Annotated in this window: 25 protein-coding genes; 21 read left to right on the top strand and 4 right to left on the bottom strand. The window is 69.2% G+C overall.

The features are described from left to right. Nucleotides 1–79: 79 nt before the first annotated feature. The 8 genes from YU1_RS0112760 to YU1_RS0112725 all read left to right on the top strand — a co-directional run bounded on the left by YU1_RS0112760 (nt 80) and on the right by YU1_RS0112725 (nt 9,347). Nucleotides 80–1,501, top strand: a complete 1,422-nt coding sequence (locus YU1_RS0112760; protein ID WP_245263314.1) for an FAD-binding oxidoreductase — start codon at nt 80–82, stop codon at nt 1,499–1,501. A gap of 50 nt (nt 1,502–1,551) precedes the next feature. Beyond that, the gene (locus YU1_RS0112755; protein WP_029004409.1) at nt 1,552–2,637 is read left to right on the top strand and encodes an ABC transporter substrate-binding protein; all 1,086 of its coding nucleotides are present in this window, start codon (nt 1,552–1,554) and stop codon (nt 2,635–2,637) included. A 187-nt stretch (nt 2,638–2,824) separates the two neighbouring features. After that, nucleotides 2,825–3,925 (top strand): ABC transporter ATP-binding protein, encoded by a 1,101-nt coding sequence (locus YU1_RS0112750; RefSeq protein ID WP_029004408.1) that lies wholly within the window; start codon nt 2,825–2,827, stop codon nt 3,923–3,925. A gap of 78 nt (nt 3,926–4,003) precedes the next feature. After that, entirely contained in the window at nt 4,004–5,710 is a 1,707-nt protein-coding gene (locus YU1_RS0112745; protein WP_245263313.1) for an ABC transporter permease subunit, read from the top strand. 37 nt (nt 5,711–5,747) lie between these two features. Continuing rightward, entirely contained in the window at nt 5,748–6,668 is a 921-nt protein-coding gene (gene dapA, locus YU1_RS0112740; RefSeq protein ID WP_029004406.1) for a 4-hydroxy-tetrahydrodipicolinate synthase, read from the top strand. Between the two features lie 194 nt (nt 6,669–6,862). Beyond that, nucleotides 6,863–7,669 carry an IclR family transcriptional regulator gene (locus YU1_RS0112735; protein ID WP_156922110.1) on the top strand — a complete coding sequence of 269 codons (807 nt, stop codon included), beginning with the start codon at nt 6,863–6,865 and terminating at the stop codon, nt 7,667–7,669. A 94-nt stretch (nt 7,670–7,763) separates the two neighbouring features. Continuing rightward, entirely contained in the window at nt 7,764–8,735 is a 972-nt protein-coding gene (locus YU1_RS29260; protein ID WP_084539837.1) for a formyltransferase family protein, read from the top strand. Nucleotides 8,736–8,852: 117 nt separating this feature from the next. Beyond that, on the top strand, nt 8,853–9,347 hold the full coding sequence (locus tag YU1_RS0112725; protein ID WP_029004404.1) for a YciE/YciF ferroxidase family protein: 495 nt from the start codon (nt 8,853–8,855) through the stop codon (nt 9,345–9,347). A gap of 108 nt (nt 9,348–9,455) precedes the next feature. Here the strand turns inward: YU1_RS0112725 and YU1_RS0112720 are convergent, their stop codons facing one another. From YU1_RS0112720 to YU1_RS0112710, 3 genes are all read right to left on the bottom strand, one after another. Beyond that, complete coding sequence (locus tag YU1_RS0112720; protein WP_029004403.1) at nt 9,456–10,466, bottom strand: 3'-5' exonuclease; 1,011 nt, start codon at nt 10,464–10,466, stop codon at nt 9,456–9,458. Nucleotides 10,467–10,535: 69 nt separating this feature from the next. Beyond that, the gene (locus YU1_RS0112715; RefSeq protein ID WP_029004402.1) at nt 10,536–11,204 is read right to left on the bottom strand and encodes a spermidine synthase family protein; all 669 of its coding nucleotides are present in this window, start codon (nt 11,202–11,204) and stop codon (nt 10,536–10,538) included. Nucleotides 11,205–11,269: 65 nt separating this feature from the next. Continuing rightward, entirely contained in the window at nt 11,270–11,953 is a 684-nt protein-coding gene (locus YU1_RS0112710) for a GntR family transcriptional regulator (RefSeq protein WP_051356817.1), read from the bottom strand. A 237-nt stretch (nt 11,954–12,190) separates the two neighbouring features. Between YU1_RS0112710 and YU1_RS0112700 the strand changes: the two genes are divergently transcribed. From YU1_RS0112700 to YU1_RS0112675, 6 genes are all read left to right on the top strand, one after another. Beyond that, nucleotides 12,191–13,006 carry a transporter substrate-binding domain-containing protein gene (locus tag YU1_RS0112700; RefSeq protein WP_198018915.1) on the top strand — a complete coding sequence of 272 codons (816 nt, stop codon included), beginning with the start codon at nt 12,191–12,193 and terminating at the stop codon, nt 13,004–13,006. Nucleotides 13,007–13,122: 116 nt separating this feature from the next. Then, nucleotides 13,123–13,848, top strand: a complete 726-nt coding sequence (locus tag YU1_RS0112695; protein WP_029004399.1) for an amino acid ABC transporter ATP-binding protein — start codon at nt 13,123–13,125, stop codon at nt 13,846–13,848. A 7-nt stretch (nt 13,849–13,855) separates the two neighbouring features. Then, nucleotides 13,856–14,539, top strand: coding sequence for an amino acid ABC transporter permease (locus tag YU1_RS0112690; RefSeq protein WP_029004398.1), 684 nt, complete (start codon nt 13,856–13,858; stop codon nt 14,537–14,539). Then, a complete protein-coding gene (locus tag YU1_RS0112685; RefSeq protein ID WP_029004397.1) occupies nt 14,539–15,204 on the top strand; it encodes an amino acid ABC transporter permease in 666 nt (221 codons plus the stop codon). The genes YU1_RS0112690 and YU1_RS0112685 overlap by 1 nt, the downstream gene beginning before the upstream one ends. Before the next feature lie 58 nt (nt 15,205–15,262). Continuing rightward, complete coding sequence (locus tag YU1_RS0112680; protein WP_029004396.1) at nt 15,263–16,195, top strand: N-carbamoyl-D-amino-acid hydrolase; 933 nt, start codon at nt 15,263–15,265, stop codon at nt 16,193–16,195. A 34-nt stretch (nt 16,196–16,229) separates the two neighbouring features. Then, entirely contained in the window at nt 16,230–16,886 is a 657-nt protein-coding gene (locus YU1_RS0112675) for a flavin reductase family protein (protein WP_029004395.1), read from the top strand. A gap of 20 nt (nt 16,887–16,906) precedes the next feature. Here the strand turns inward: YU1_RS0112675 and YU1_RS0112670 are convergent, their stop codons facing one another. Beyond that, nucleotides 16,907–17,569, bottom strand: a complete 663-nt coding sequence (locus YU1_RS0112670; RefSeq protein WP_029004394.1) for an aspartate/glutamate racemase family protein — start codon at nt 17,567–17,569, stop codon at nt 16,907–16,909. A 55-nt stretch (nt 17,570–17,624) separates the two neighbouring features. On the opposite strand from YU1_RS0112670, the gene hydA reads away from it, so the two are divergent. From hydA to YU1_RS0112635, 7 genes are all read left to right on the top strand, one after another. Next, a complete protein-coding gene (hydA, locus tag YU1_RS0112665; RefSeq protein ID WP_029004393.1) occupies nt 17,625–19,091 on the top strand; it encodes a dihydropyrimidinase in 1,467 nt (488 codons plus the stop codon). Between the two features lie 85 nt (nt 19,092–19,176). Next, nucleotides 19,177–20,064 (top strand): LysR family transcriptional regulator, encoded by an 888-nt coding sequence (locus YU1_RS0112660; protein ID WP_029004392.1) that lies wholly within the window; start codon nt 19,177–19,179, stop codon nt 20,062–20,064. 88 nt (nt 20,065–20,152) lie between these two features. After that, nucleotides 20,153–21,424: an amidase family protein gene (locus YU1_RS31980; protein WP_051356816.1), complete on the top strand. Its 1,272-nt coding sequence runs from the start codon at nt 20,153–20,155 to the stop codon at nt 21,422–21,424. 11 nt (nt 21,425–21,435) lie between these two features. Beyond that, nucleotides 21,436–22,629 (top strand): CaiB/BaiF CoA transferase family protein, encoded by a 1,194-nt coding sequence (locus YU1_RS0112650; RefSeq protein WP_029004391.1) that lies wholly within the window; start codon nt 21,436–21,438, stop codon nt 22,627–22,629. After that, nucleotides 22,626–23,414 (top strand): enoyl-CoA hydratase, encoded by a 789-nt coding sequence (locus YU1_RS0112645; RefSeq protein WP_029004390.1) that lies wholly within the window; start codon nt 22,626–22,628, stop codon nt 23,412–23,414. The genes YU1_RS0112650 and YU1_RS0112645 overlap by 4 nt, the downstream gene beginning before the upstream one ends. Before the next feature lie 56 nt (nt 23,415–23,470). Beyond that, entirely contained in the window at nt 23,471–24,451 is a 981-nt protein-coding gene (locus YU1_RS0112640; RefSeq protein WP_029004389.1) for an ABC transporter substrate-binding protein, read from the top strand. Nucleotides 24,452–24,599: 148 nt separating this feature from the next. Further along, nucleotides 24,600–25,454, top strand: coding sequence for an ABC transporter permease (locus YU1_RS0112635; protein WP_051356815.1), 855 nt, complete (start codon nt 24,600–24,602; stop codon nt 25,452–25,454). Nucleotides 25,455–25,461: the final 7 nt, after the last annotated feature.

The raw sequence follows: 25,461 nt of genomic DNA, 5'->3' as shown, positions 1-25,461 counted from the left end.
ATGTAGCGTATCCCAATCATTGTAATCGTATTGCGATTATTGAGACGGAATCACGATGATGCACGGTACGAGCTTGGACGTGACGGACGCACTGCGGGCCAGCCTCGGCGCCGACAGCGTGCTGACGGAACCGGCCGATCTCGCCGCTTATGTCCATGACTGGCGCGAGCGCTACACCGGGCCGGCAGCCTGCGTGGTTCTCCCGCGCAGCACGCAGGACGTCGCCGCCGCGGTGCGCATCTGCCGCGACTTCCAGGTTCCGGTCCTGCCTCAGGGCGGCAACACCAGCCTGTGCGGCGGCGCCGTGCCCGGCACGGAGGGCAAGCCGCCGGTGATCATCGCCCTCGCCCGCCTGCGCCGCGTGCGCTCGGTGGATGCGGCCAACAACACCATGGTGGTGGATGGCGGCTGCGTGCTGGCCACGGTGCAGGAGGCGGCGCGCGCCGCCGGCCGGCTCTATCCCATCAGCCTGGGCGCCGAGGGGTCCTGCCACATCGCCGGCACCATCGCCACCAATGCCGGCGGCACTGCTGTCCTGCGCTACGGCAACACGCGCGAGAACGTGCTCGGCCTGGAAGTGGTACTGCCCGACGGCTCCATCTGGGACGGGCTGAAGGCCTTGCGCAAGAACAACACCGGCTACGACCTGAAGCACCTCTTCATCGGCTCGGAAGGCACGCTCGGCATCGTCACCGGCGCGACGCTGAAGCTGCACCCGCTGCCCACCGCCCACGCCGTCGCCTGGATCGGCCTTGCGGATCCGCAGGCCGCCCTGGAGTTGCTCGGGCGCTTCCAGACCGCGTGCGGCTCCCGCCTTTCGGGCTTCGAGCTGATCAACCAGCTTCAGCTCGACCTGGTGCTCACCCGCGTCCCCGATCGCCGCAATCCGCTCGCCGGCAGCCATCCCTGGCACCTGCTGGTGGAACTGGCGGACAGCGGCGAGGCGGAGGAACTCTCGTCGGCTTTGAACCGCGTGCTGGAGGCCGCCCTGGAAGCCGGCCTCGTACAGGATGCCGTGGTGGCAGCGAGCGAGGCGCAGCGCGCCGCGCTGTGGGAGATCCGCCACTCCGTCTCCGAGGCGAACAAAAAGGCCGGCGTCGGCCTGACCACCGATTGCGCCGTGCCGGTCTCGGCCGTGCCAACCTTCATCGCGCAGGCCACGCACGCGGTCCGTGAGCTGGTGCCGGGCCTGCCGGTGATCGTTGTCGCGCACATGGGCGACGGGAATGTCCATTTCATTCCCTTCTTCTCGTGGGAGCAGTGGGGCGCCATCTCCGACCCGGACGCCATGGCCCGCCGGGTGCGCCATGTGGTGAACGAGGTCTCCCATGGGCTCGGCGGCACCTTCAGCGCCGAGCACGGCATCGGCCGGACGCTGGTGGGCGAGATGGCGCACTACAAGTCGCCGGTTGAGCTGGCGCTCATGCAGGCCATCAAGGCCACCATCGATCCCGATGGCCGCTTCAACCCCGGCCGGCTGCTGCCGCCGCGGGTCGCCTAGGTTTTCCGCGTCAGTCCCATCATCAACAACAACCTTCGAGGGGTCCTGTCATGACTGATCTTCCCGGTTCCGGCGCCTCCCGCCGCACGCTTCTGAAGGGCGCCGCTCTCGGCGCGGCCGCCGTCATGATGCCGGCGGTGTGGTCCCCCTCCCGCGCGGCGGGCAAACGCATCGTCGTGCGCGACGACGGCGGCATCTACACCAAGGCCTATGGCGCGGTGTTCTACAAGCCATTCACCGAGAAGACCGGCATCGAAGTGGTCGGCGTCCAGGCCAGCGCCGAGCCTACCGCCCAGATCAAGAGCATGGTGGAGACCAAGAACTACACCTGGGACATGGCCAAGATCAGCAAGCCGGCCATCCTGATGCTCACCACCGGCGACACGCTGTATCTGGAGAAGCACGGCCTGGAGTCCGACCCGGTCATCGCCACCATTCCGCAGCAATACATGTCGCCCTATGGTGTCGGCACCAACGTCTATACGACGGTGCTCGCGTATCGCACCGACGCCTTCAAAGGCAAGGCGGCGCCCAGCTCCTGGGCCGACTTCTGGAACGTGAAGGACTTCCCCGGCCGCCGCTCGGTGCGCAAGCATCCGTTCGACACCATCGAGGAGGCCATCATGGCCACCGGCGTGCCGACCAGCCAGGTCTACCCCTGCGACGTGGACAAGGCCTTCGCCAAGCTCGACGCCATCAAGCCGTATGTGGCGGTGTGGTGGACCTCCGGCGCGCTGGTCGAGCAGGTGCTGGCCAGCGGCGAAGTGGACATGATCCCCACCTGGGTCTCGCGTGCCCAGGCGGCGCAGGCCAAGGGCGCCCCGGTGGAGATCATCTGGAACCAGGGCATCTGGGGCGGCGACCACTGGTCGATCCTCGCCGGCACGCCCAATGCCGACGCCTGCCGCGAGTTCATCAAGTTTGCCTCGGACCCGAAGCGCATGGCGGCGCTGACCGAGTTTTTCCCCGCCGGCGTCACCCAGCCCGCGGCGTTCGACTACATCAAGCCCGAGATCGCCAAGAGCTGCCCGACCTATCCGGCGAACATCGCCAGCGGCCTGCAGATCGACGCCGCATATTGGCTGAAGAACCAGGCGGCGGTGATCGAGCGCTTCAACAGCTGGATCCTGAGCTGACCCCTCGCGGCGCCTGCTTCCCCAAGGCGCCGCGCTCCCGTACCGGCCGGATACCCCTATCCGGCCGGTACGGCCCCTGGTGGCTTCGCGTGTGTGCGGGTCCCCCTCATGCGGCGACGGCACCGGAACGTGGCGCGCCCGCCGTGCGCAGTCGCCCCCCTGTCGTTTCCTCGCCGGAGCAGGCCTGATGTCGTCGTCCAGTCTCACCGTCCACGGGCTTGCCAAGCGCTACGGCGAGTTCGTCGCCCTGGCCCCGACCAGCCTCGACGTGCCGGCGGGCGAGTTCCTGACCCTGCTTGGCCCCTCCGGCTCGGGCAAGACCACGCTGCTCAGCCTCATCGCCGGCCTCGCCACGCCGGACGAGGGCGAGGTGCGCATCGGCGGCGCCGACGTCACCTATCGCCCGCCCTATGAGCGCGATCTCGGCATGGTGTTCCAGAACTACGCCCTGTTCCCGCACATGACCATCGAGGACAACATCGCCTTCCCGCTCAAGATGCGGAAGGTGGGGGCGGCGGAGGCCCGCAAGCGCGCGGCGGAGGCGCTGGAAATGGTGCGCCTCCCGCATGTGGCCAAGCGCTTCCCGCGCGAATTGTCCGGCGGCCAGCAGCAGCGCATCGCGCTCGCCCGCTGCCTCGTCTACCGGCCCTCCATCATCCTCATGGACGAGCCCCTGGGCGCGCTCGACAAGAAGCTGCGCGAGCAGATGCAGTTGGAGATCAAGCGCATCCATCGCGAGCTTGCCACCACCATCATCTATGTGACGCACGACCAGGAAGAGGCGATGACCATGTCGGATCGCATCTGCCTGATGAATGCCGGCCGCATCGAGCAACTCGGCGCGCCGGGCGACCTCTATTTCCGCCCGCGCACGGTCTTCGTCGCCGACTTCCTCGGCGAATCCAACCTGCTGCCGGCCCGCATCTCCGCCACGGCCGGCGAGACCCTCGACATCGCGCTGGCCGCGGGCGCTGGCACGGGGCAGGCCATCAGCAACGGCGCGCCCCTCGCCGCCGGAGCGGACGTCACCGTGATGGTGCGCCCGCAGAACATCACCGTGCGGGCGCCGGTGGACGGCTCCGGCAAGCTGAAGGGCCGCCTCGCGGACGTGATGGTCACGGGCAGCCTCACCAAGCTCTATCTGGATGCGGTGACGCCCGGCCTGCCGCCGCTGATCGCCGCCTATCCCACCCGCAGCCTGTCGGACGAGCACCGGATCGGCGACCTGCTGGAACTGGATTGGCAGGCGGCGGACGCCGTCGCCATCGCCGATGCCGGGGCGCACTGAGCGATGGCCGCCCTCCCCCCGTCTTCCTCCGCGCGGGCCCGCGCCGCCGCGCGCAAGAAACGCCTCGGGCGCGCCCTTATGGCCGCGCCGCTGGTGGTGCTGCTCCTGGCCTTCCTGGTCTATCCCGTCGGCCAGCTCCTGGCGCTCAGCGTCTGGGGCAAGGCAGGCTTCAGCCTCGCCGCCTACCAGCAGCTGTTCGCCTCGCCGCTCTATTTCAACGTGATGCTCATCACGCTGAAGATCTCCTTCTTCACCACCGTCCTGTCCGTCGTCGGCGGCTATCCCATCGCCTATCTGATTTCCGTGGCAAGCCCGGAGCGCAAGGCGACGCTGCTGTTCTGGGTGCTGCTGTCGTTCTGGACCAGCTTCCTGGTGCGCGCCTTCGCCTGGATCGTCATCCTCGGCCGGCGCGGGGTGCTGAACCACCTGCTCACCTCGCTCGGCATCATCGATACACCGGCGGACCTGCTCTATAATTTCGGCAGCGTTCTGGTGGGCATGGTGCACGCGCTGATGCCGCTCGCCATCCTCACCATGCTGGCGGTGATGGAGAATATCGACCGCACCCTGCCCCGCGCCGCCTCGACCCTCGGCGCCCGGCCCGGCACGGCGTTCTGGAAGATCTATTTCCCGCTCTCGCTGCCCGGCGTGGCGGCCGCCGCCATCATGGTGTTCGTCACCGCCATCGGCTTCTTCATCGTTCCCGCGCTGCTGGGCGGACGGCGCGAGACCATGATCACCCAGCTCATCATCGACCAGGTGCTCCAGACGCTGAACTGGGGCTTTGCCGGCGCCATCTCCGTGCTGCTCCTGCTCGTGGTGCTGGTGGTGTTCGTGCTCTACGACAAGCTGCTCGGCCTCTCCTCCATGACCGGCACGTCCGCGCCGCGCGCCGCCACCGCCAGGCCCCAGGGTTTCGGCCATCGGATCGGGGATGCCATCCTGACCCTGCTGGGCGATGTCAGCGACCGGATCATCGCGGTGTTCCCGCGCGGCCGACGCGACGGCGCCAAGCCGCCCCGTCCGCTGGTGGCGTTCGTCTGGATCGTGCTCGTCCTCATGAGCCTGCCGGCGGTGCTGATGATCCCGCTGTCGTTCGGCTCGGGGGGCCTCAACTGGCCGCCGCAGGGCTTTACCTTGCAGTGGTACCGGGAAATGCTCGACTCTCCGGTCTGGGCGCAGGCGCTCACCCGCTCGCTGCTGGTCGGCCTCGGCACCGGCGTGCTGTCGATGCTCATCGGCACGCCCGCCGCCTTCCTGCTGGTCCGCGGCGACATGCGCGGCAAGGGTGCCATGCTGGCCTTCGTGCTGTCGCCCATCGTGGTGCCGCGCATGATCATCGCGGTGGGGCTGTTCTACATGTTCGCCCGCATCGGCCTCGTGGGCACCGCGCTCGGCCTCGTCCTCGGCCACACCGTGGTCGCCGTGCCCTATGTGGTGATGACCATGATGGCGGTGCTGCGCAACTACGACACCCGCCTCGACCTCGCCGCCCAGAGCCTCGGCGCGCGGCCGCTGGCGACGCTGCGCTACGTGACGCTGCCCATCCTCGGGGCGGGAATGATGTCGTCCTTCCTGTTCGCCTTCGCCACCTCGTTCGACGAATTGACCATCGCGCTGTTCGCCTCCGGCGGCCTCAACGCCACCTTGCCCAAGCAGTTCTGGGACGAGGTGACGCTTCAGGTCTCCCCCGTGATCGCGGCGGTGTCCACCTGCCTGTTCGTGTTCATCGCGGTGCTGATCTTCGCGGCCGACCGGCTCCGCCGGCGCAGCGTCGCGTCCTGACCGCCTCACCCGACCTCATGACAAGGTTCCTCGTTCCATGCTGACTGCCCCCCAATTGCGCGGCATCCTGCCGGCCACCCCGACGCCGGTGAACGCCGACGACACCATCAACGTGCCGGCCTCCAAGGCGCTGTTCTCCTGGCTGCTCCAGCAGGGCATCGACGGGCTGGTGCCGCTGGGCGGCACGGGCGAATACGGCGCGCTGGCGCGCTCCGAGCGCATCAGGTTCGCCGGCCTTGCCGCCGAGGCGATGGCCGGAAAGGTGCCGGTGATCGCCGGCGTGCTCGACACCGGCTTCCATGACGCCCTCCAGGCGGGACGCGAGTTCGGCGCGGCGGGCGTCGACGGCCTGCTGGTGCTGACCCCCTACTACACCAACCCCACCCAGGCCGGCATCCGGGACTATTTCCTGCGCTATGCGGACGCCTCGCCGGTGCCGATCCTGATCTATGAGATCCCCTACCGCACCCGCATCGCCATCCAGCCCGAGATCCTGCACGAATTGTCCCGGCACGAGCGGATCATCGGCATGAAGGCCTGCAATACCGACATGTACCACTTCCTCCAGACGGTGGCGGGGGTCGGCCCCGATTTCACCGTGCTGAGCGGTGAGGACAGCCTGTTTCCGCTGCATGTGGCGGCGGGCGCCAAGGGCGGCATCGTGGTGACCGCCAACCTGCTGCCGCGCGCCTGGCGCAAGATCTTCGACCTTGCCGCCGCCGGCCGCACCCAGGATGCGCTGGCGCTGCATCGCCAGTTCATCCCGATGATGAACATGGCCTTCGCCGAGACCAACCCCGGCCCGATGAAGGCGGTGATGGACCTCGTCGGCGTCGATGCCCCCCGCCTGCTGGCGCCGCTGGTACCGCCCGCCCCCGCGCTCGCCGCCCGGCTGCGCGAGGAGGTGAAGCGCCTGCTGCCGCAGTTCGAGGGCCAGCCCAGCGCCCTCGCCTCCTGACCCCTCCCCGGCCGGTTCGTGCGGACCGGCCGGGCCCGCGACGCGGCGCCCGTCGATGGAGATTGACGGACGCCCGGCTGAGCCCACAGAAAGAGCGTATGCGCAAGCCCACCCGGACCGCCGCTTCGAGCCCCTCGCCCAAGCCCCCCAAGAGCCCGGGCCGCATCGCAGCGCCTGCGCCGAAGGCCGCTGCCATGGACGCCGCCATGGATACGGGCGCGGACAAGCGCCGTTCCTCGCTGTTCGTCGGTTCGACGGAAAAGGCCTTCCAGGTGCTGCATGCCTTCGACGGGCCGCAGCGCTTCATGACGCTGGCCGATATCGCCCGTGCCTCCGGCCTCGACCGCAGCGCGGCGCAGCGCCTGGTGCATACGCTGGAGACGCTGGGCTACATCAAGCGCGTGCCCGACACGCGCAACTATGCGCTGACCTCCAAGGTGCTTCAGTTCTCCTACAGCTACCTGCGCGCCAACGAACTGATCGACCGGGCGCTGCCCTATCTGCTCGACATCAGCCGGCGCCTCGGCGAGACCACCAATCTGCAGGAGCTGGACGGGCCGGACATCGTCTTCGTCGCGCGCTTCCCCGGCCAGCACATGGCCCATATCGACATCGTCGTCGGCAGCCGGCTGCCCACCTTTTTCACCGCGTCCGGCACCGCCATGCTCTCGCGCATGAGCGAGGCGGAGCAGCGCGAGATCCTCGCCCGCACCGACCTCGCGCCGCTCACCCCCTTTACCGAGACCGACCCCGAGGCACTGCTGGAGCGGGTGCGGCGGGCGGGCGAGCGCGGCTATGCGGTGACGGTCAACGAGGCGGTGATGGGCGACATCTCGGTGGGCGCCGCCATCACCGACGAGCACGGCCGGCCGGTGGCGGCGATCAACATCTCCGTTCCCACCAGCCGCTGGACCCCACAGCGGGCCGAAGCGGAGCTGGCGCAGGAGGTGCAGGTGGCCGCCACCTCCATCTCCAAACCGAAGGTGCGCCTGCCCTCCTGAGCGATGCATCACCCCACGCCCGGTTTGATCGCGCTTGCTTTACCGCATGGTGGCAACCCGCTAGCTCCGGAGCGTCCCACCTTCCGGCAGGCCCATGACCGACAGTCCACCCCATGCCGATCTCCCGCCCGTACTGGCCGCCTCACGGCCGATGAACGACCGGCTCGCCGCCCATGCGGGACGCCGCTTCCTGTCGGTGGAGGGGGCGCGCTGGGGCGAGCTGATCCTGCCCGCGCCGGACGAGACATGCACCACCGCCGGCGGCCTGCGCGTGGTGCTGTTCGCCAGCTTCGAATATGGCTATCTGGCCCTGGACGCGGTGAAGGCCTATGCGGCGCGCTTCCCTGGGCGGATCACGCTGGCGGGCCTTGCCACCGACGACGCGGCGAACGCCAGCGCCCGCATCGGTCTCAAGAAACGCATCTGGAAATATGTCGACACGGACGAGCGTGTCGCCATGGAGACCGCCATGGCCGAGGCGGCGCTCAGGGCCGGCGCGCCGGCCTTCACCGGCGAGATCAAGACCGAAGGCTTCCGGCGCATCCTGCGGGAGGACTGGCGGCCCGACGTCATCATCAGTTGCGTCTTCGGACAGGTGATCGGGCCGAAGATCATCGCCATGCCCACCTGCGGCATCTACAATTTCCACCCCTCCGACCTGCTGCACGGCCATGGCGCGGGCCCTGCGCCCGACGAGGATCTGGACGCGCGCGGCGCGCGCACGACGGTGTGGAGCATCCACCAGGTTTCGCCGGAGATCGACACCGGCCCGGTCGTCGCCGTGTCCCCGCCCATCACCGTGCGCGACGCGCAAGGGCGGCTGCCGGAGAACCGCCTCGTGCTTTACGACAAGCTGCTGGAGCCGGTGGGAGCGCTGGCGGCTGGACTCACCGACGCGCTCTGGCGACGGCATGCGACGGGCGCGCGCGGCCCGCTCGACAGGCTGGACATCGCCCCGGCGCTGCCGCCGGACCTCGCCGCGCGCATGCTGGAGCCGGTGCATGCCGGCGCCCACGACGAGAGCCTGCCCGCGTTCGATGCCGCGATCCTTGAGCGCTACGCCTGAGCCGGCCCGGACCGCTGCCCGTCATTTATTTCACCCAAGCTCAAGCGCATCCCGGAACGAAGCCGCAGTCCCAAGGTTTTACCGGCAGACCCCTGCGGAACAACCGAGGAAGCGCAGATGACGAGCAAGACCAAAGACCTGACGGCCCTGTTCCACGAGACGCTCAAGGACATCTATTTCGCGGAGAAACAGATTCTCCGGGCGCTGCCGAAGATGGCGAAGGCGGCGCAGACGGACGCTCTTCGCCAGGCCTTCGAGCATCATCGCGACGAAACCCAGGGCCAGATCGAACGCCTGGAACAGGTGTTCGAACTGCTGGGCAAGTCGCCGCGCGGCAAGGCCTGCGACGCCATCGTCGGCATCATCGACGAAGGCAAGGAGATCATGGAGGACTTCTCCGATACCGAGGCGCTTGATCCCGGCCTGCTCGCCGCCGCGCAGGCGGTGGAGCATTACGAGATCAGCCGCTACGGCACGCTGAAGACCTGGGCGACGCAACTCGGCCTTCCCGATGCCGCCAAGCTGCTGGACGCGACGCTGCAGGAGGAGATGAAGACCGACAAGCTGCTGACGCAGCTCGCCCTGCAATCCGTCAACCGCAAGGCGGCCTGAGCGGCGGCGCCGCCAGCCGAAAGTTCGCGCTTTCCAGACCCGCGCTTCCGAGCGCGGGTTTTGCCATGCGCGACACGGCTCGGGTGCTGATCCTGATCCCCTTGCGCGTCAGGCCTTGTAGCGGTCGAAGGCGGTCATCTTCTGCACATAGGGCTCCACGTCGCGCAGATAGATTTCCTGCTGGAGGAAGCTGATCTCGGCCTCCAGCGCCTCGTCCTCCACCTCGCGCCACCAGGATTTCGGGCGGCCGTCCGAGCCGTCGTTCCAGCGGTAGCCGCGGGCTTTCAGCGCATCCTTCATCTCGAACGGGCTGCTCTCGGCCCACACCCGATGGCGCGGCCGGCGGGCGGTCTCCAGCAGGCGGGCGAAGGCGGTGCCGGGCGCCTCCTTCAGCGGCGCCGCGAGCACCTCCAGCAGCGCGTGGCAGTCGTCCACGGCGCGGTGGCCGTTGTGGAACATGCCGCACTGGCCGATGAGATAGCCGAGCTTCACGCCCTCGAAGCCGAAATCGCCCCACGGCACCTCCGCCACCGAGCAGGCCCAAGCTTTGCCGTCGAAGCCCTCCGCCAGATGCTCGCAGAACGGCCGGTCGAAGCGCGCGTTATGGGCGATCACCAGCGAGGCCGGCGCCATGAAGCGCGCCACGGCGTCGAGATCGATGGCATGGCCGGCCACCATCTCCGACGTGATGCCGGTGAGCTTGGTGATGGTGGCGCTGATGGGCACGGACGGCTCGCGCAGGGCGCTGAACGTATCGATGACGTCGCCGATGGCGCCATCTTCCCGATAGGTGAAGGCGACCATGCCGAGCTCGATCACCTCGTCCTTGGCATGGTCGAGGCCGGTGGTCTCGGTATCCACGATCACCGCCAGCTTCTCGCCGAGTTCCAGGGCGCGGGGCACCACCGTGCGCGGCTGGAGCTTGCGCAGCACACGGTAGCGGCCGGTGGCCTCCAGTTCGCAGGCATAGGCTTCGTGGTGCGCATCATAGGCGACGTCCGGGCCGGTCTTCGCCGGGCCCTTGGCCCGCACCTTGCGGCGGGGCTTCGCCAGGGCGGCCAGCTCCTCGACCGCCTCGTCCACCGTGAGCAATGCGAAGAAATCGGCCTGTTGTGCCATGCCGTGCCTCTGCCGACTCAGTGCGCCCGACGGGATCATACGCGAGCGGTGGCCAGAAATTGCGACAGCTCAGGCTGTGGCACACCAGATCATGTGCCTGGCACCCCGGTTGCGGCCAGTGGCGCGCACCGGCACTTCCTCGACGCGGAAGCCGGCGCGACGCAGCCGCTGGGTGAAGCGCGGATCGGGTGCCGAGGACCACACCGCCAGCACGCCGCCCGGCGTGAGCGCCGCGCGGGCCGCGCCGAGCCCGCGCGCATCATAGAGCCGGTCGTTCTCCGGCACGGTGAGCCCATCCGGCCCGTTGTCCACATCCAGCAGGATGGCGTCGAAACGGGCACGGGCCCCGCCGATCAGCGCCGCCACGTCGCCAGTGTGGACAGCGACGCGCGGGTCGTCCAGGCAGCCGCCGAACACCTCCGCCATGGGGCCGCGCGCCCAGTCGACGACGGCCGGCACCAGTTCCGCCACCAGGATCTCCGCCGCGGGCGGGGCGACGGCGAGCGCCGCGCGCAGGGTGAAGCCCATGCCCAGCCCGCCGATCAGCAGGCGCGGCGCCGGCCGCTCCGCGAGGCGCGCACAGGCGAGCCGCGCCAGCGCCTCCTCCGAGCCGCTGAGACGGCTGTTCATCAGTTCGGTCGCGCCGAGCATGATGGAGAATTCGGCGCCCCGCCGCTTGAGGCGCAGGTCGCCGCCGCCGGGCAAGGGGGCGGTGTCGATGAGGGTCCAGGGGATCACGGGCGGTCTTCCGGCATGCGGGCGCCACCATACACGGCAGCGCCCGGGGGCAAAGTCCCCGTCGCTCAGCCGCGCGGCGCGAAGATGCGCTGCTTGAGGTCCTCGATCACATTGGTCAGATGCCGTTCCATCGCCGCGCCCGCCGCCGCGCTCCGGCCCTCGGCCAGGGCATCGATGATGGCGAGATGTTCGGCGCTGATCTCGCGGATGCGCCGCGGCCGCCGCTCAAGGCCGAACAGGCGCGAGCGCTGCCGCACCTGCCGGATCAGTTCCGCCAGCAGCGGGTTGCCGCTCGCCTGCGCGATGGCCTCATGCAGGATGTCGTCCACCGCGTCGAGCTCGGCCCGGCTGAGCGGCTCCGCATCCGACGCTTCCGCGGCATGCAGGATGGCCTCCATGCGGGCCCGCAGCGGCGCCAGCGTGGCGGCGGGCACATGGCCGGCGGCGAGGCGGGCGGCCTCGCTCTCCAGCGTGACGCGCACCCGCAGCGCGTGGCTGTAGTCCTCCAGCGTCACGGTCTTCACCTGGAGCGCGCCTTCGCCACGGCGGATCAGCAGCCCCTCGCCTTCCAGGCGGAACAGGGCATCGCGCAGCGGCGTGCGCGAGACATCCAGCGCCTTCGCCAGCTTGCGCTCCTGCACCACCGCCCCCGCCTCCAGCTCGCCGCCGAGGATCATGTCGAGCAGCCGGCGATAGGCCACCTCGGTCAGGCGTGGGGTCGCGGGGCCCGCGTCTGCGTCCGTGACCATGACCAAGGTCTCCTGCCGGTTTTGAGGCATGGCCTGCTCAACAATTGCGCATGCCATGTAATTGACCGAAGTGGAATACCACCGGCATACTCATTCCCGCAACCCTTGCGAAGCCACGCCGCGCAAGGCGTGGCCGACCCGGCGGGGCAGGATGGGCATGGTCCGTTCGCCCCTGTCCACGCACAGGACGATCCATCGATGCGCCATCTCCTTTCCCTAACCCGGGCCGTCGCCGTAATGGCCACCCTGGCCGTGCTGCCGCTCTCTGCCGCCTCCGCGCAGGACGCGGGCCTCAAGACCGGCGTGGACGGCACCTTCGCCCCGCATGCCATGCCCAACCTCTCCGGCGGCGTGCAGGGCTTCAACATCGACCTCGCCAACGAGCTGGCGAAGCGGCTCGGCAGCAAGATCACCATCGACGCCACGCAATTCTCGGGCCTCGTCCCCGGCCTCCAGGCCGGCACCTATGATTTCATCGCCGCGCCGGTGACCGTGAACAAGGATCGCGCCGAGCAGCTTCTCTTCACCGAGGGCTACCTCAACACCGACTTCCAGTTCGTGGTGAAGAAGGACACGCCGGACATCACCAAGCTTGAGGACCTGAAGGGCAAGGTCATCGCGGTGAACAAGGGCTCGGCCTATGATTCCTGGGCGCGCGATCTGGCCGACAAGATCGGCTGGACGGTCGAATCCTACGGCACCAATTCCGACGCCATCCAGGCCGTGCTGACCGGCCGCGCCTATGCCAATGTCGCCGGCAACACGGTCTCGGCCTGGGCGGTGAAGAACAACCCGGCGATCAAGCTGTCCTACCTGCATTCCACCGGCCTGGTGTGGGCGGTGCCGGTGCGCAAGGACAATGTGGCGCTGCGCAACAAGCTCGATGCCGCGCTCGAATGCATGAAGAAGGACGGCACGCTCGCCGCCATGCACGAGAAGTGGTTCGGCGCCAAGCCGGCGCCCGGCTCGGCCGCCGCCACCATCTTCCCCGGCTACGGCGTGCCCGACATGCCCGGCTACGACAAGGCCGAGCACCCGCTCTCCTGTTCCTGACGCTTCCTTACTCCTGACGCCTGCGGCGCGGGGCGAGACCCCGCGCCTGTCCTGTCTGACGATCGGCATTCACAGTGGCTGAACCTCTTCCCTCCGCCTCCCCGCGCGCCGAGCCCATGCTCGACATCCGCGCGCTGCGCAAAACCTTCGGCGCGGCGGAGGTGCTCAAGGGCATCGACCTGAAGGTGGCGCGGCAGGAACTGGTGTTCATCATCGGCCCGTCCGGCTCCGGCAAGAGCACCTTCCTGCGCTGCATGAACCGCCTGGAGGAGCCGAGCGACGGCTCCATCTATGTGGACGGCATCGACCTCCTGAGCCCCAAGACCGACATCAACGCCATGCGCCGGCGCATCGGCATGGTGTTCCAGTCGTTCAACCTCTATCCGCACATGAGCGCGCTCGGCAACGTGACGCTGGCCCTGCGCAAGGTGCTCGGCCGCGGCGCGGCGGAGGCCGACGCCATCGGCCTCGCGGCCCTGGAGCGCGTCGGCCTCGCCGAGAAGGCGCGTTCCTATCCGAGCCAGCTCTCCGGCGGCCAGCAGCAGCGCGTCGCCATCGCCCGCGCCATCGCGCTGGAGCCGAAGGTGATGCTGTTCGACGAACCCACCTCCGCGCTCGACCCTGAGCTGGCAGGCAGCGTGCTGGCGGTGATGCGCGACCTCAAGATCGCCGGCATGACCATGGTGGTGGTGAGCCACGAGATGCGCTTCGCCCGCGACGCCGCCGACCGCGTGGTGTTCATGGAAGCCGGCGAGGTCGTGGAGCAAGGCCCGCCCGAGCACCTGTTCGGCGCCGATGCCCACCCGCGGGTGCGGGCCTTCCTCACCGAAATCACCCGCTGAGCCGCCCATGACCAGCGGCGAGCTCTTTCTCGAAACCTTCTTCAACCCGGTCATCATCGTCCGCTACCTGCCCGCCATCCTGAAGGGCATGGTGGTGACGGTGGAGGTGGCGGCCTGCGTCATCGTCACCGGCATCGCGCTCGGGCTGGCGCTCGCCGTCATCCGCAGCTTCCGCTGGCGGACGGTGAATTTCCTCCTCGTCGTGTGCGTGGACATGCTGCGGGCGCTGCCGCCGCTGGTCATCGTGCTGCTGGTCTATTTCGGCCTGCCCAACATCGGCCTCACCTTGCCGAGCTTCGCCGTGCTGTGGCTGGTGCTCTCCCTGGTGCTGGGCGCCTTCGCGGAGGAGGTGTTCTGGGCCGGCATCGTCTCGGTGCGCAAGGGCCAGTGGGAGGCCGGGCGCTGCACCGGGCTCACCGAATTCCAGACCCTGCGCTGGATCGTGCTGCCACAGGCCATCCGCCTCACCGTGCCGCCGCTGACCAACCGCACCATCGCCATCACCAAGAACACCGCGCTCGGCACCGTCATCGGCGTGCCGGAGATCCTCAACCAGGCCACCACGGCGCAGAGCTTCTCCGGCAGCGCCACGCCGCTGATGATGGGCGCGCTCGCCTATCTGGTGCTGTTCGTGCCGGTGGTCATCGCCGGGCGCTACATCGAGGCCCGCTTCACCTGGAGGCGTGCCTGATGGACGCGATCCTCCAGCAGTTCTTCAATCTCGACATCATGCGGCAGGCCGCGCCGCTGGTGTTCCAGGGCCTCGGCATGACGCTCCTGGTCTGCCTCGCCGTGGTGCCGCTCGGCCTCATCGGCGGGCTGTTGGTGGCGCTGGGCAGCCGGGCGCGCTCACGCCTCGCCAGGGCCCTTCTCGCCGGCTTCATCGACGTGCTGCGGGCGTTGCCGCCGCTGGTGCTGCTGATCGCCATTTCCGCCGGCCTGCCGTTCGCCGGCATCCGCCTGTCGCCCTTCGTCTGCGTGTGCCTGGCGCTGTTCCTCAACACCTCCGCCTATTATGGCGAGGTCTATCGCGCCGGCCTCGACAGCGTGTCGCACGGCCAGTGGGAGGCGGCGCGCTGCACCGGGCTGAACGCGTTCCAGACCATGGCCCATGTCATCATTCCGCAGGCGGTGCGCAACGTGCTGCCCGACCTCGTCTCCAACACGGTGGAGGTGGTGAAGCTCACCTCCCTGGCGAGCGTCGTGGCACTGCCGGAACTGCTCTATTCCGCCGACATGGCCCGCTCCGTGACCTTCAATTCGTCGCCCATCGTGCTGGCGGCGCTCATCTATCTCGTCCTGTTGTGGCCCGTGGTGCGGCTCATGAGCCGCCTTGAACACAAGCTGGGGACGTGACCCGTTCCGACCGAAGAGACGCGCGGCGGTTTTCGGCGCCGCGCCAGGAGTGACGTTGATGCGTGAAATCAAGGTTGCGGCGGCCCAGCTCGGCCCCATCCAGAAGGCCGAGGGGCGCGACGTGGTCGTCGCCCGCATGCTGGCGCTCATGCGCCAGGCCAAGGCGGAGGGCTGCACCCTCATCGTCTATCCCGAGCTGGCGCTCACCACCTTCTTCCCGCGCTGGTACCACGAGGACCGCGCCGAGGCGGACGGCTGGTTCGAGGCCGAGATGCCGGGCGCGCAGACGCAGCCCCTGTTCGACGCCGCCCGCGAAATGGGCATGGCCATGAGCTTCGGCTATGCCGAGCTCACCCCGGACGGACACCATTTCAACACCTCCATCCTGGTGGACACCCAAGGCGCCATCGTCGGCAAGTATCGCAAGATCCATTTGCCGGGCCATGTGGAGTACGACCACGACCGGACCCACCAGCATCTGGAGAAGCGCTATTTCGAGCCCGGCGACCTGGGCTTCCCGGTGTGGCGCACCATGGGCGGCATCTTCGGCATGGCCATCTGCAACGATCGCCGCTGGCCGGAGACCTATCGCGAGATGGGGCTGCAGGGCGTGGAGATGATCGTGCTCGGCTTCAACACCCCCTCCGTCAACGGCCAGAAGGGCACCGAGGGCCTCGCCCAGCGCCTGTTCCACCACAAGCTCTCGGTGCAGGCCGGCGCCTACCAGAACTCCACCTGGGTGGTAGCCGTGGCCAAGGCCGGCGACGAGGACGGCCATCACCTGATGGGCGGCACGCTGATCGTGAACCCGGACGGCGAGATCGTCGCGGAATCCAAGACCGAGGGCGACGAACTGGTCATCCATGCCTGCGACCTCGACGATACGGTGTTCGGCAAGCAGACCATCTTCGATTTCGCCCGCCACCGCCGCATCGAGCACTACGGCCGCATCACCGCCCAGACCGGCGTGATCCTGCCGCCCGAAGACTGAGCCTTTCCTGCCTATCCCGACAAGGACGCGACCCATGACGACGGCGGACCTGAGCTTCGATTTCGCGGACGTTCACCCGGACACACGCTACAAGCTGCTCACCGGCCTCGTCGTGCCGCGGCCCATCGCCTGGGTGGTCACCAAGTCGACGGAGGGCGTGGTGAATGCCGCGCCCTTCTCATTGTTCAACGTCATCTCGGAGGACCCGCCGCTGGTGGTGTTCAGCGTGGATACCAAGCCCGGCGACCGGGTGAAGGACACGCTGGTCAACGTCCATGCCACCCGCGCGTTCGTGGTGAATCTCGTGGACGCGGCCACCGCCCAGGCCATGAACAATTGCGCCATTCCCTTCCCGCCGGAGGAAGGCGAGCCGGAGGCGCTGGGCATCCCGCTGGTGCCGGGCACCCACGGCCCGGTGCCGCGCCTCGCCATCGCCCCGGTGGCGATGGAATGCCGGCAGGTGACGACGCTCAATTTCGGGCCGCGCCGCGACCTGGTGATCGGCGAGGTGCTGGCGCTGCACACCCGCGCCGGCGTGCTCGACCCCAAGACGCTGCGCACGGACTATGACGTCTATCAGCCGGTCGGCCGGATGGGCGGCACCATGTATGCCCACCTCAACGACCGCTTCTCCATGGAGCGGGAGAGCTATGACGAGTTCCGCGCCCGCATGGCGAAGGAACCGGCATGACACGCCGGTTCCGCCGGGCGTCAGGCCAGCGCGATCTGCACCGCGCCGATGGCCATGGTGACGGCGGCCTGGACCGGATCGACCACCGGCACGCCCAGCGCCGCCTCCAGCGCCTTGCGGTGCCGCGCCATGCCGGCGCAGCCCATGACGATAACGTCGGCGCGGTCCAGCTCCACCAGCTCGCCGCCCACCTGGATCATCCGGGCCAGCGTGCCCTCGCCCGAGGCGCTCTCCGCCACGCTCATGTTGAGCGGACGCTCGCCGGCGAAGCGCTCGGCCAGGCCCATCTGGCGCACATAGCGCTGGTGGCGCGGCATGGAGCCGGCGCCGATGGCGATGACGCCGAAGCGGTCGCCACGCGACAAAGCGGTGAGCAGCGCGCTCTCGGCGATGCCGAACACCGGGCTTCTCGTCCCCTCGCGGCACACATGCAGGCCGGGATCGCTGTAGCAGGCGATGACGAAGGCGGCGGCGGCGCGCTCCCGTTCCACCAGGCGCCGCAGCGGGATGGCGACCTCGTCCACATGCTCCTGCGTCTCGACGCCGAACGGCCCTTCCTCCAGCGTGAGGCAGCGGATCACCGGCCCGTCGGCGAAGCGCAGCGGCGCCAGCGCGGCATCGAAGCCGGCCGTGACGGCGGCGTTGGAATTGGGATTGACCACAACGATCTCGGGCCGCGCCATCTCTTGGTCCCCGTTCTGTCTATTCTGGAATCCTATTAGTCCCGGAGTTGGGTATATGTCCACGAAACCTTACGATCTTGTGCTGCGCGGTGGCACCGTGGTGACCGCGAGCGGCGCCTTCCAGGCCGATGTGGCGGTGGCGGGCGAGACCATCGCCGCCATCGGCCGCGACCTCGGCCCGGTCGCGAGGGAGATCGACGCCAAGGGCAAATATGTGCTGCCCGGCGGTGTCGACAGCCACGCCCATATCGAGCAGGTGTCCGCCGGCGGCCTGCTCAACGCCGACACGTTCGAGAGCGCCACCACCTCCGCCGCCTTCGGCGGCACCACCTCGGTGATCTCGTTCGCCGCCCAGCACGTGGGGCTGAAGCTCAACGAGGTGCTGGACGCCTATCACGGCCTCGCCCGCAAGGGCGCGGTCATCGACTACGCCTTCCACATGATCATCGCCGACCCGACCGAGGAAGCGCTGGCGGACCACCTGCCGAAGCTGATCCGCGACGGGCATGCCTCGATCAAGCTGTTCATGACCTACGACCGGCTCCAGCTCAATGACGAGAAGGTGCTGGACGTGCTGATGGCGGCGCGGGAGAACAAGGCGCTGGTCTGCGTCCATGCCGAGAACCACGGCATGATCGCCTGGACCGCCAAGCGCCTGCTGGCCAAGGGCTATACCGCGCCCAAGTATCATGCCATCGCTCATCCGCGCGCATCGGAGGAGGAGGCGTTCCACCGTCTCATCACGCTGGCCGCCTTCGTCGATCAGCCGATCATGATCTTCCACGTCTCCACCGCCGAAGGCGCTGCGCGCATCCGCCGGGCGCGCGGCGAAGGCTTGAAGGTCTATGGCGAGACCTGCCCGCAATATCTGTTCCTGACCAATCAGGACATGGACAGGCCGGGCCTGGAAGGCGCGAAGTTCATGTGCAGCCCGCCGGCCCGCACCGCGCCGGACCAGGAGGCGCTATGGCAGGCGCTCGCCCAGGGCGACCTCCAGACCATCTCCTCCGACCACGCGCCCTACCGCATGGACGAGACCGGCAAGCTCTCGGCCGGGCCGAACCCGGATTTCAAGCACATCGCCAACGGCCTGCCGGGCCTTGAAGTGCGCCTGCCGCTGCTGTTCGACGCCATGGTGTCGAAGGGGCGCCTGGGCATCGAGGAATTCGTGGCGCTGACCGCCACCCGCCCGGCCAAGATCTACGGCCTCCACCCGCGCAAGGGCGACATCATGATCGGCGCCGATGCCGACATCGCGGTGTGGGATCCGAAGAAGGAGGTGGAGATCACCGACGCGCTCATGCACGACCGCGTGGGCTTCACCCCGTTCAACGGCCGCACCGTCACCGGCTGGCCGGTCACGGTGCTGAACCGGGGCCGCGTGGTGGTGGAGGACGGCGCGCTGAAGGCCGCCCCCGGCAGCGGGCAGTTCCTGGCCCGCGCCGCCGGCCCGGCGGCCGAGCCCACCGGCCGGCGCGGACCGGAATTCGACCCGGCGCTCAGCTTCGGCGCCCGGCTGTGACGGCCGCCCCGGCGCCGCGCATTGCGGGGCGCCGGGCCTGCGGGCATCCTCGCGCGCCGCGCGTCGGCGCGAGATGAGGGACGCCATGCTGCACCACGACCTGCAATCGCTGCGCCTGTTCGTCGCCGTCTGCGAGACGCGCAGCCTCTCCAAAGCCGCCGAGCGCATCAACATCGCCTTGTCCGCCGCCAGCCGCCGCCTGCGCCTGCTGGAGGAGGAGGCGGGCATGCCTTTGGTGCGCCGCCTGCCGCACGGGGTGGAGCCGACCATGGCCGGCCAGACGGCGCTGGCCTATGCGCAGTCCGTGCTGATGCTGGCGGACCGTTACGTGGCGGGCCTCGCGGACCATCTCTCCGGCGCGCGCGGGCGGGTGCGGGTGTCGGCGTCGAGCTCGGCGCTGGTGGAGCGCCTGGCGCCGGATCTGGCCGCCTTCGCCAGGCGCCACCCGGACATCCGCATCGATCTCGACGAGCGGCCCACCGCCGACACCATCACCGCCGTCACCCGCAAGCAGGCGGACCTCGGCGTCATCGTGCGCGGCCAGCCGGTGGACGGGCTCACCTGCCATCCCTATTCCACTGACCGCCTCGCGGTGGTGACCCTGCGGGACCACCCGCTCGCCGGCCGCCGCAGCGTCGCCTTCGCCGATCTGATGAACGAGGACTTCGTGGCGCTGGAAGCCGGCACCGCCGTGAACCGGCTGGTGATGGAGCGGGCGCGGGAGCTCGGCCACTATCTGCGGGTGCGCGTGCAGGTGCGCAGCTTCGAGGTGATGTGCCAGATGGTGAGCCACGGCCTCGGCGTCGGCATCCTGCCCGAGGCCGCGCTCCGTCCGCTGGCCACCGCGCTCGGCCTCGCCCTGATCCAGCTGGAGGATCCCTGGGCGGTGCGCGAGATCGCCATCTGCGTGCGAGAGAATGAGGAACTGCCCAGCGCCACCCGGCGGCTGCTGGAGGAATTGCAGGGAAGCTAATTCGCAAAATACGAAATCAGCCTGCTTTCTTTTCTAATTCCACGAACACGACAAAGCCCCTTAGTCTCTCTTTGGCGGAGAAACGGGCATGGACGAATTTCAGGCATCGAACGGAACGGAAGGGCGCGCGGCAGCCATCGCCGAGGCTTATGCCCGCTGCCTCCGGATCGCCGCTGACAGCCGCGCCTTCGTCGACCTCGTCGAACCGGCGGACGGCGGCATATTCCCATACGCCATCAAGGACATGGTGGACGTCGCCGGGCGCGCCCCGAGCTATGGCCTCGACCCGGCGCCGAACGCCGCCCCCGCCGCCACCGCGCCGGTGGTCAGCGCCATGGCCGCCGCCGGCGGCCGGGCGGTCGCCTTCACCCAGATGACGCCGCTGGCCTTCGACCCCTCCGGCGCCAACCGCTGGCGCGGCCGCCCGCTCAATCCCTGGGATCCGGCGCGGATCTGCGGCGGGTCCTCCTCCGGCTCCGCCGTCGCCGTGGCGGCGGGCGCGGTGCCGCTGGCGCTGGGCTCGGACACCGCCGGTTCCCTGCGCATTCCCGCCCATTGCTGCGGGGTCAGTTCCTGGAAGGCCACGCGCGGCCTCATCCCCCTCGATGGCGTGCTGGCGCTCGCCCCGACGCTCGACACCCTGGGGTTCCTTGGCCGCGATGCCGCCTGGCTCGACCGCGCGGCAGCGATCTTCGCCCCGTCGGCCCAGCCCGCGCCCCGGGAGCTGTGTGTCGCCAGCGACCTGCTGGCGGCCTGCGATCCCGACATCGCCGCCGCCTTCTCCAATGCAGTGGACGCCCTCACCGGCATCGGCCTCGACCTGCTGGACGTGCAGCTCGCGCCGCTGGTCGCCGCCACCGACGCACCGGTGCTCGATCTTCTGCTGGGCGAGAGCGCCCGGCAGTTGGAGGCCATTCCGGCCGCCACGCAGGACCCGCTGTTCGCTACCCGCCTCGCCAAGGGGCGGGCCATGGACGATGCTCATCTGGCCGAATGCCGCGCCGCACTAGCCGGCGCGGACGGGATGGCGCGCGACATCTTCGGCGGCTGCGCCCTGCTGCTGCTGCCGGCCATGCCGTGCGTCACGCCCACCATCGCCGCCTGCGATCCGGCGACGCCGGGCTTCTCCGGTCGCACGCTCTACCGGCTGTCCGCCTTCACCCGCTTCGCCAGCGGCCTCGGCCTGCCGGTGGTCACCTTTCCCATCGGGCGGGACGGCAACGGCATGCCCGTCGGCGCGCAACTGGTCGGGGCGCGGGGAACCGATCGCGCGCTCATCGCGCGGGTCCATCACATCCAGTCGCGCAGCGACTGGCACCGGGCCACGCCCGACACCACCCCAAAGGAGTGCATCGCGTGAGCGTGCCCGCCCTGGCCCCGGCCACCCCGTCGTCAGCCCTCAGCAGCCTGCGCATTCTCGACCTGACCCGGGTCCGCGCGGGGCCGACCTGCTGCCGGGTGTTCGCGGATTTCGGCGCCGACGTGATCAAGATCGAGGCGCCGGACGGGGTGGACCCCAACGAGACCATGTCCGGCGCCCGCGACGGCTATGACATGCTGAACCTCCACCGCAACAAGCGCTCGCTGACGCTCAACCTGAAGCGCGCGGAGGGGCTGGAGGTCTTCCTGAAGCTGGTGGAGAGCGCCGACGTGGTGGTCGAGAACTACCGGCCGGACGTGAAGACCCGCCTCGGCATCGACTATCCGGCGCTGAAGGCCCGCAACCCGCGCATCATCCTCGCCTCCATCTCCGGCTTCGGCCAGGACGGGCCCTATGCCGGACGCGCCGGCTTCGACCAGATCGCGCAGGGCATGGGTGGCCTCATGTGGGTGACGGGCCTGCCCGGCCAGGGGCCGGTGCGCGCCGGCGTCGCGGTGGCCGATTCCACCGCCGGCCTCTATGCCGCCACCGGCATCCTGGTGGCGCTGCGCGAACGCGACGTCTCGGGCGAGGGGCAGTGGGTGCAGACCTCACTGCTCCAGGCGCAGATCGCGCTGTGCGACTTCCAGGCCGCCCGCTACCTGGTGGACGGCACGGTGCCGCCACAGGCGGGCAACGACCATCCCTATTCCACCCCCATGGGCGTGGTGGAGACCGCCGACGGCTTCATCAATCTGGCGGTCGGGGGCGACGGCCAGTGGCGCGACCTCTGCCGCGCCATCCAGCGCAGCGACCTCGCCGCGCATCCCGACTACGCCACCCAGCCCCAGCGCCTCGCCCATCGCGAGGCGGTTTGGGCGCTGCTCACCCCGATCTTCGCCGCCGACACCTCGGCCAACTGGCTGGCGCGGCTGGAGGAGGTGGGCGTGCCCGCCGGCCCGATCTACCGCATGGACGAGGTGTTCGAGGACCCGCAGGTGCGCCATCTCAACGTGGCGCAGAGCGTGGCGCATCCCCGCCTCGGCGCGGTGACGCTGGTGGGCCAGCCGATCGGCCTGTCGCGCACCCCGCCGGCCATGGTGGCGCCGCTGTCCGACAAGGGCGCCGATTGCGACGCCATCCTCGCCGAGATCGGCATCGACGCCGGGCGCATCGCGACGCTGCGGTCGGAGGGCATCATATGAGCAGCGGCACCCTGGCCTATGCCGTCGAGGGCGGGCTGGCGCGCATCACCATCGCCCAGCCGGCGAAGATGAACGCCATGACGTTCGAGATGTGGACCGCGCTGCCGGAACTGATCGCCCGCGCAGCGGCGGACCCGGCGATCCGCGCCATCGTCCTCGCCGGCGAGGGCGAGAAGGCGTTCTGCGCCGGCGCCGATATCTCGCAGTTCGGCGAACGCCGCTCCGATCCGGACGCGGTGGCGGCCTATGACGCGGCGGTGGCGGAGGGCATGACCGCCCTCGCCGCGGCCGCCAAGCCGACGCTGGCGCTGATCAAGGGCATCTGCTTCGGCGGCGGCTTCGGCCTCGCGCTCGCCTGCGACATCCGCCTCGCCCGCGCCGACGCCCGCTTCCGCGTCCCCGCCGCGCGCCTCGGGCTCGGCTACGGCTTCGAGGGCGTCAAGCTGATCGCCCGCAAGCTCGGTCCCGACGCGGCGGCGGACATCCTGTTTTCCGCCCGCATTCTCGACGCGGCGGACGCGCTGCGCCTCGGCGTAGTCGGCCAGGTGTGGGCGCAGGAGAGCTTCGCCGCCGACAGCGCGACCTATCTCGACCTCGTCGCCGCCAACGCGCCGCTGACGGTGGCCGCCGCCAAGCGCGCCTTGGTGGAATTGGCCCGGCCGGAGGCGGAGCGCGACGCGCAGGCGGTCGCCGCGCTGGTCTCCGCCTGCTTCGCCAGCGCCGACTATCGCGAGGGGCAGGCTGCCTTCAAGGAGAAGCGAACGCCGCGCTTCTCGGGCGCCTGAGGCCCCGCCATCCCTTCCGCCGCGTCCCCATAAGAACACTTCCAGAGGACCTTTCCATGCAGCGTCGAACATTTCTCGCGGGCCTGTCCGGCCTCCTCCTTGCCGCTTCCGCCACCGGCGCGCTCGCCCAAAGCGCGCCGCTCTCCCCGCCGGTGACGCTCACCGTCGGCTATCCGAAGGTGGCGCATCTGGCGCCCATGATCCTGATCGCCGACACGCTGAAGGCCCAGGGCGTGGAGCTGAAGCTGGTGGAGTTCGCCCGCTATGCGGATGCGCGCACCGCGCTCCAGGCCGGCTCGCTGGACATCGCCGCCATCGGCCCGGCGGATCTCGCCATCTCGCTCGCCAACGGCTCCACCAGCATCGTCGGCATCATGGGCGTCGGCGCCTCGCCGAAATATGTCATCGGCCGCAAGGGCGTGAAGCTCGACAGCTGGGACGACATCAAGGGTAAGAAGATCGCCATCGCGCCCGGCTCGGCGGTGTGGTTCCAGTTCGCCGCCACGCTGATCGAGAAGGGCATCCCCTACAATTCGTTCCAGGCCATCAACATCCAGGGCGGCGGCGCCAATTTCGACCAGGCGCTGGAGAAGGGCGAGGTGGATGCCATCGTCACCTGGGAGCCGTTCGAGAGCGTGCCGGTGATGAAGGGCTACGGCTTCTTCGCCAAGAACCTCGACTACAGCGCCTCCAAGTCGGTGGGCGCGGAGCTGGGCATGCTGGCGGCCAACAAGAGCGCCATCGCCGGCAAGGACGCTGCCGTGCAGCTGTTCGTCACCGCCTATGTGCAGCAGATGAAGGCGCTGGAAGCCTCCCCCGCCGCCTTCGGCAAGGCGATCGAGACGCTGACCGGCCTCGATGCCGACATCTCCCTGCGCATCGCCGAGATCATCAAGCTCGGCCCGGTGGTGACCCCCGACCAGTTGAAGCGGCAGGCCAAGGCGTTCAACGAATTGGGCGTGATCCCGAAGGACGTGTCCGGCGAGATCGACGGCGCCTGGAACGGCACCTATTTGGCCAAGGCGGTGAAGTCCTGACCGGCGCGCCCTGGCCAAACTAGAGGCGGATTTTCCGCGCGGACTGTCCGGTCCGCGCGGGTCCGGCTCTCGCGCGGGCACCCATCTCTCCCCGGGTGCCCGCGTGCCTTTCGATCCGTGCTGAAACGACGCGTCCGCGGAGCGGCTCATGACATCCATCACAACGGCCTCGCGCCCGCGCCGCCCTTGGGGCCGCCTCGCCCTTCCCAAGGCCGGCGCGCTCGTGCTCGCGCTCATCCTGCCCATCCTTCTGGTGGCGCTGTGGCAGCTGTCCGGCACCAATGGCGCGCTGTTCGGCGGCGCGCTGCCGACACCGGACCGGGTGTGGACCGCCTGGGTGAAATGGGCGTTCGCGCCCAAGGGCATGGGGCTCAATCCCTATCAGGGCACATGGGCGGAGAGCGTGATGTTCTCCACCATCCGCGTCGCCAAGGGCTTCTCGCTGGCCATCATCATCGGCGTGCCGCTGGGCATCGCCATCGGCTGGTGGAAGCTGTTCGCCATGGTGGTGGACCCGACCATCCAGTGGCTGCGCCCGGTGCCGATCACTGCCTGGCTGCCGATCTCCATCGCGGTGTTCGGCATTTCCGATTTCGGCTCGGTCTTCCTCATCACCATCGGCGCCTTCTACCCCATCGTCATCAACACCACCCACGGCACCCGCGACGTGGAGAAGAACTGGATCCGCGCCGCTTTGATGATGGGCGCCTCGCCGCTCACCGTGCTGCGCCGGGTGGTGCTGCCGGCGGCCCTGCCCTCCATCTTCACCGGCCTGCGCATCGGCCTCGGCATCGCTTGGACGGCGGTGATCGTGTCCGAGATGATCGCGGTGAAGTCCGGCCTCGGCTACGTGCTGTGGGACGCCTATTACGTCGGCCGCATGGACATCGTCATCGCCGACATGATCTCCATCGGACTGCTCGGCTATCTGTCCGATGTCCTCATCGTGCGCGTGGAGCATTGGGTGCTCCGCTGGCGGCGCCTGCAATCCTTCAACGCGTGAGGCGCGC

This window comes from Azorhizobium doebereinerae UFLA1-100, from assembly GCF_000473085.1.
Lineage (GTDB): Bacteria > Pseudomonadota > Alphaproteobacteria > Rhizobiales > Xanthobacteraceae > Azorhizobium > Azorhizobium doebereinerae.
The sequence above is the reverse complement of the archived record's forward strand: the minus strand, read 5'-3'. Positions and strand labels throughout refer to the sequence as shown.

Excerpts from the sequence above, each read along its gene's own strand:
- YU1_RS0112755 (WP_029004409.1), top strand. The coding sequence starts at position 1,552 with ATGACTGATCTTCCCGGTTCCGGCGCCTCCCGCCGCACGCTTCTGAAG.
- YU1_RS0112750 (WP_029004408.1), top strand. The coding sequence starts at position 2,825 with ATGTCGTCGTCCAGTCTCACCGTCCACGGGCTTGCCAAGCGCTACGGC.
- YU1_RS0112745 (WP_245263313.1), top strand. The coding sequence starts at position 4,004 with ATGGCCGCGCCGCTGGTGGTGCTGCTCCTGGCCTTCCTGGTCTATCCC.
- dapA (WP_029004406.1), top strand. The coding sequence starts at position 5,748 with ATGCTGACTGCCCCCCAATTGCGCGGCATCCTGCCGGCCACCCCGACG.
- YU1_RS0112735 (WP_156922110.1), top strand. The coding sequence starts at position 6,863 with ATGGACGCCGCCATGGATACGGGCGCGGACAAGCGCCGTTCCTCGCTG.
- YU1_RS29260 (WP_084539837.1), top strand. The coding sequence starts at position 7,764 with ATGACCGACAGTCCACCCCATGCCGATCTCCCGCCCGTACTGGCCGCC.
- YU1_RS0112725 (WP_029004404.1), top strand. The coding sequence starts at position 8,853 with ATGACGAGCAAGACCAAAGACCTGACGGCCCTGTTCCACGAGACGCTC.
- YU1_RS0112720 (WP_029004403.1), bottom strand. The coding sequence starts at position 10,466 with ATGGCACAACAGGCCGATTTCTTCGCATTGCTCACGGTGGACGAGGCG.
- YU1_RS0112710 (WP_051356817.1), bottom strand. The coding sequence starts at position 11,953 with ATGGTCACGGACGCAGACGCGGGCCCCGCGACCCCACGCCTGACCGAG.
- YU1_RS0112700 (WP_198018915.1), top strand. The coding sequence starts at position 12,191 with ATGGCCACCCTGGCCGTGCTGCCGCTCTCTGCCGCCTCCGCGCAGGAC.
- YU1_RS0112695 (WP_029004399.1), top strand. The coding sequence starts at position 13,123 with ATGCTCGACATCCGCGCGCTGCGCAAAACCTTCGGCGCGGCGGAGGTG.
- YU1_RS0112690 (WP_029004398.1), top strand. The coding sequence starts at position 13,856 with ATGACCAGCGGCGAGCTCTTTCTCGAAACCTTCTTCAACCCGGTCATC.
- YU1_RS0112685 (WP_029004397.1), top strand. The coding sequence starts at position 14,539 with ATGGACGCGATCCTCCAGCAGTTCTTCAATCTCGACATCATGCGGCAG.
- YU1_RS0112680 (WP_029004396.1), top strand. The coding sequence starts at position 15,263 with ATGCGTGAAATCAAGGTTGCGGCGGCCCAGCTCGGCCCCATCCAGAAG.
- YU1_RS0112675 (WP_029004395.1), top strand. The coding sequence starts at position 16,230 with ATGACGACGGCGGACCTGAGCTTCGATTTCGCGGACGTTCACCCGGAC.
- YU1_RS0112670 (WP_029004394.1), bottom strand. The coding sequence starts at position 17,569 with ATGGCGCGGCCCGAGATCGTTGTGGTCAATCCCAATTCCAACGCCGCC.
- hydA (WP_029004393.1), top strand. The coding sequence starts at position 17,625 with ATGTCCACGAAACCTTACGATCTTGTGCTGCGCGGTGGCACCGTGGTG.
- YU1_RS0112660 (WP_029004392.1), top strand. The coding sequence starts at position 19,177 with ATGCTGCACCACGACCTGCAATCGCTGCGCCTGTTCGTCGCCGTCTGC.
- YU1_RS31980 (WP_051356816.1), top strand. The coding sequence starts at position 20,153 with ATGGACGAATTTCAGGCATCGAACGGAACGGAAGGGCGCGCGGCAGCC.
- YU1_RS0112645 (WP_029004390.1), top strand. The coding sequence starts at position 22,626 with ATGAGCAGCGGCACCCTGGCCTATGCCGTCGAGGGCGGGCTGGCGCGC.
- YU1_RS0112640 (WP_029004389.1), top strand. The coding sequence starts at position 23,471 with ATGCAGCGTCGAACATTTCTCGCGGGCCTGTCCGGCCTCCTCCTTGCC.
- YU1_RS0112635 (WP_051356815.1), top strand. The coding sequence starts at position 24,600 with ATGACATCCATCACAACGGCCTCGCGCCCGCGCCGCCCTTGGGGCCGC.